Consider the following 5,278-nt stretch of genomic DNA (forward strand, 5'->3'; position numbering starts at 1 on the left):
TGGTGGGGTGGGGGAGGCGGCGGAGCCGACGGCACCGCCGCGCAAGGTGGCGACGAAGAAGTCCTCTTCGGCGGCGAAGGCCGCGAGCAAGAAGGGCGACGCCGCTCTCAAGAAGGAGGAGGCGAAGAAGCCGGAGGAGGCGAAGAAGGCGGAATTGCCTCCCGGGGTGGCGCCCCAGGACATGCGCAAGGGCCCGGCGCGGGTGAAGCCCGCCTCGGCCAAGTTCGCGGACGTGCCGCGCATCGCGGACTCCAAGAAGGACGCGCTCGCGGACAAGAAGCGCGATGAGGCCATTGAAGGCTTCAAGCGCCTCATCCCCAAGCTGCAGGAGACGTCCACCCAGAAGGCGGAGATGCAGTACCGCCTGTCGGAGCTCTACTGGGAGAAGTCCAAGTACCTCTACCAGCTGGAGATGGAGAAGTTCCTCGCGGCGGAGAAGGCCTACGACGCGGCGCAGGCGCGCGGTGAGAAGGCCACGGCGCCGGAGCAGGACCACCGTGACTCGGAGCGCTACCGCGCCGAGACGATGCGCATCTACGAGGACATCCTCCGCGAGTACCCGGAGTACCCGGCCCGCGACGAGGTGCTCTTCTCGCTGGGCTACAACCTCTACGAGTTGAACCGCCGCGAGGACGCGGTGGCGCGCTACGAGGAGCTGATCCGCGACTTCCCCAAGTCGCAGTTCGTCCCGGACGCGTACATCCAGCTGGGCAACCACTACTTCGAGAACAACAAGCTCGCGCCCGCGAAGGTCAACTACGAGAAGGCGCGCGAGTCCGGCGTCCCGAAGATCTACGCCTACGCGACCTACAAGCTGTCCTGGTGTGACTTCAACGCGGGCGACCTGGACGCGGGCCTCAAGAAGCTCCACGAGGTGGTGGACTACGCGGGCCAGCGCGGTGAAGAGCTGGGCGACCTGCGCACGGAGGCGCTCAACGACCTGACCGTCTTCTACGTCCAGCTGGATCAGCCCAAGGAGGCGCTCGCCTACTTCAAGGAGAAGGCGCCGCCGAAGCGCCAGGGCCGGCTGCTCGCGAAGACGGCCGCGGGCCTGGTGGACGCGGGCCACTTCGACAGCGCCATCCTGGTGTACCGCACCCTCATCGACGACTCGCCCATGGGCGTGAACGCGCCCGAGTACCAGCAGGCGGTGGTGCGCGCGTACGAGGGTCTGCGTCAGCGCCAGCAGGTCCGCAAGGAGATGAAGCGGATGGTGGACCTCTACCGCCCGGGCGGCGAGTGGTGGACCACCAACTCCGGCAACGCGGGCGTGCTGCGCAACGCCTTCAGCGTCACCGAAGAGGCGATGCGCGTGATGGTGACCGAGTACCACCAGGAGGCGCAGAAGACGCGCCAGGTGGAGACCTACCGGCTCGCGCGCGACATCTACAAGCAGTACGTGGAGGCGTTCGCGTCCAGCGACAACCCGGAGTTCGTCGCGGACTCGGCCTTCAACATCCGCTTCTTCTACGCCGAAATCCTCTGGGCCCTGGAGGAGTGGCAGGCCGCCGCCGCCGAGTACGACGCCGTCGTGGCCTTCAAGATCCCGGACCGCGACTCCGCGCGCGAGGTCTCCAACGAGGCCTACCGCAAGAGCGCCTCGTACAACGCGGTGCTCGCGTACGACAAGCTCGTCAAGATTGAACGCGGCCAGCTAGCGAAGAGCGACCTCAAGGACGGCCAGAAGGTCGACGAGAAGAAGGACAAGGGCGACGTCGCCAAGCAGAAGCTCGTCAAGCGCGACGCCAAGGAGCAGGCGGAGCAGCCGCTCACGAAGTTCGAGGAGCGCCTGGTCGCCGCGTGCGACACGTACAACGGCCTGTACCCGGGCAACCAGGATGAGATCGACCTGCGCTACCAGGCCGCCGTCATCCTCTACGACCGCGCGCACTTCGTGGACGCGGCCCGCCGCTTCGGGGAGATCATCGAGAAGTTCCCGGAGGAGCGCCGCTCGCGCGACGCCGCGGACCTGACCATGTACGTGCTGGAGAGCCGCGAGGAGTGGCTCGAGCTCAACACGCTGTCGCGCAAGTTCCTGGGCAACTCGAAGCTGTCCAAGCCCGGCTCGGACTTCGCGGGACGCGTGGCCCGCGTGGTGGAGGGCAGCCAGTACAAGTACGTGGACGAGGTCGTCTACAAGAAGGAGAAGAACCCGGCGAAGGCCGCCGAGCTGTTCCTCACCTTCGTGACGGAGTTCCCCAAGTCGGAGAACGCGGACCGCGCGCTCACCTACGCGATGATCATCGCGCAGGAGGCGGGCGAGGTCGACAAGGGCATCACCGCCGGCGAGCGCGTCCTCAAGGAGTACCCGAACAGCGCCTTCGAGCTGAAGGCCCGCTACACGCTGTCTGGCCTCTACGAGAAGGTGGCCGAGTTCAAGAAGGCCGCCGCCATGTCGGAGTCCTTCGTCTCCGAGTACGACGCGGCGATGAAGGCCCGCGAAGCGAAGAAGGAGAAGGACAAGAAGGCCAAGGGCGCGGTGGCGAAGAAGGACGACGCCCCGGGCGCGGCCGAGGACGCGGGCTCCAAGCGCGAGCAGCAGGCCGCCGAGCGCAAGGCGCTGGTGGACGAGGCGGGCGCGTGGGTGGCGGACGCCCTCTTCAACGCGGGCGTCTGGTACGACGGCCTGGGTGAATCCCAGAAGGCCGTCACCGCGTGGAACAGCTACCTGACGCGCTTCAAGGACCGCAAGGACGTGCCCCAGGTGGCCTTCTCCCTCGGCCTCGTCTGGGAGAAGGAGAAGAAGTGGGGCGACGCGGCCCGCGCCTTCAGCGCCTTCGTGGACACCTACGGCCGGGACTCGCGCACCGCCGCGGGCCAGCCGTACCTGGCCCGCTACCATGAGCTGCTCGCGTACCAGAAGATGAAGGACGTGCGCGGCCAGGAGAAGGCGCAGGACGAGCTGGTGCGCGGCTGGAACAAGCTGTCCGAAGCCGTGCGCAAGGACACCGCGGTGCTCAACGCCTACGGCCACGCGCGCTTCCTGGCGCTGGAGCCCACGTGGAAGCGCTTCACGGACATCAAGTTCACGCGCGTCTCCACCATCCGCCGCGACCTGACGGCCAAGCAGCGCGAGATGCAGCGCGTGGAGAAGGAGTACGCGGCAGTGCTCGCCACCGGCTCCGGCGAGTGGGGCATCGCGGCCCTGACGCGCATCGGCCTGGCGTACGCGGACTTCGCGCGCAACATCATGGACTCGCCGGATCCGTCCGGCCTGGACGATGATCAGCTCAGCATGTACCGCGGCGAGCTGGAGACGCTGGCGCTGCCCCTGGAGGACAAGTCCAGCGAGGCGCTGGAGAAGGGGCTCCAGAAGGCCTACGAGCTGGGCATCTACAGCGAGTGGACGCTGGCCGCGCAGGACCAGCTCAACCGCTTCCGTCCGGGCGCCTACGCCCAGGTGCGGCCGGTGACGTACCGGGGCAGCAGTGATTCGCGCATCGCCGCCGGCGTGCTGAAGGACCTCAATGGCCCCATCAGCGCCTCCGCGGAACCGAAGCCCGCCGCGCAGGACGCGGGGCAGCCGGAAGGCGCGAAGCCGGCCCCGTCGCCGGAAGGCGCGGAGGGTCCGCGGTCCGAACCCACCGCCCTGCTCGAGGGGGTGCAGCCGTGAAGACGACGAACAGCAGCGACATCAGCAGCCAGTTCAAGGGGATGGGGACGACGCAGATGAACGGGTTTCGCACCAAGCGCATGCTCCTGGCCGGGGCCTTCGCCTTCGCCTTCACCACGGCGTGCGCCACGGGCCCCCGGCCCACGCCCGTCGCGATGAACGCGGTGGAGAAGCCCGCCGCCACGGTGCCCACCACTCCCGCGCCCGTCGTGGGGGAGAAGGGCGACGCCAACAACCTGTTCGCGGAGGCGCTGAAGGCCTACGAGGCCGGGGACCTGGACGCCGCGCGCAAGGGCTTCGAGCAGGTCGTGGCGAAGGAGCCCAAGACGCTCAACGCCCAGTTCAACCTGGGCGTCATCGCGGAGAAGCAGGGCCGCCCGGCGGACGCTCGCGCCGCCTACGAGAAGGTCCTCTTCCTGGACCCCGCCCACACGCCGTCGGTAATGAACCTGGGCCTGATGCACCGGCATGACGGCCAGTTCGAGGAGGCCATCGCGCTCTACACGAAGGCGCTCCAGACGCCCGGTCACGAGCACGACGAGCCCGTCCTCAACGGGCTGGCCGCGACGTACCGGCTGGCGGGCAAGCTGGACGAGGCGGAGGTCACCGGGCGGCGCGTGCTCGCGCGCAGCAAGGACAACCCGGAGGCGTACAAGACGCTGGCGCTGGTGGCGTACGACCGGGGCCAGTACCGCCTGGCGGAGCTGCTCGTCGTCAACGCGCGCAAGGTCGCGGAGAAGGACCCCGCCATCTCCAACACGCTGGGGATGATCTACCTGAAGATGGACGACCGCCCGCGCGCGCTCGCCCAGTTCCAGAAGGCCGTGTCGCTGGACGACAACTTCGCCGCCGCCCACCTCAACCTGGGGGCGCTGGCGCTCTCCTACCGCGACTACGCGGGCGCCGAACGCGCCTTCGCCAAGGCCCTGGCGCTGGACCCCGAGGGCGTGGACGGCCAGCTCTACCTGGCCTACGCGCTGGACGGCCAGAAGGGGCTGGATCCCAAGAAGGGCGTGGCCGCGGGCGAGGCGTTCGAGAAGGTGCTCGCGCGCCACTCGGATCAGCCGGAGGCCGTGTGCGGCGCGGGCTGGGCGTACGCGTCCGACCGCGCGGGCTTCGAGAAGGCCATCGCCTTCCTGGATCGCTGCAAGGAGCTGGGCGCCACGTCCGCGCAGGACAAGCAGCTCATCACCGCCAAGGTGCAGGGCCTGCAGAACATGCTCAAGAACCCGCCGGCGCCGGCACCCGCCGCCGCCACGGCGGAGGCGGAGGGCGAGCCCAAGAAGGAGGGCGCCGCCGCCACCGGGGGCGCGGGCTCGTCCGTGATGAACCAGCTGCCGCAGGACACGTCCGCGCCCGAGCAGGCGCCGTCTGAAGCCACGGGGGAGGCCACGGGCGAGGCTCCCGCGGCCGAGGGCACGCAGGCGACCGAGGCCGCTCCGGCGGCCCCCGCGCCCTGAAGAAACAACAGTCGCCCTGGCTGGAGGAATGAGAAGTTTCTTCCCTCCTCCAGCCCCCCAGGTGCAACCGGCCGGGCGACTCCCTTAGAATCCAGGGACTTGGAGTTGGTGCGAGCCCTGCAATGGAGAGCGGAACATGAAGCGACTGCTGGCATCGGTGGTGGCGGTGGGGTTGCTGGGGGCGGGCCCGGCCCTGGCGCAGGAC

General features: G+C 68.9%; 2 protein-coding genes. Both read left to right on the forward strand.

The window, feature by feature from the left end; genetic code table 11:
- The coding region (locus tag D7V93_RS37115) for a tetratricopeptide repeat protein (protein ID WP_120647843.1) at positions 1–3,613 on the forward strand (3,613 nt) is incomplete at its 5' end.
- Complete coding sequence (locus D7V93_RS37120) at positions 3,610–5,073, forward strand: tetratricopeptide repeat protein (RefSeq protein WP_341870987.1); 1,464 nt, start codon at positions 3,610–3,612, stop codon at positions 5,071–5,073. The genes D7V93_RS37115 and D7V93_RS37120, both read left to right, overlap by 4 nt.
- Positions 5,074–5,278 lie beyond the last annotated feature (205 nt).

Origin of the sequence: Corallococcus llansteffanensis (genome assembly GCF_003612055.1) — a bacterium.
Taxonomy (GTDB): Bacteria; Myxococcota; Myxococcia; order Myxococcales; family Myxococcaceae; genus Corallococcus; species Corallococcus llansteffanensis.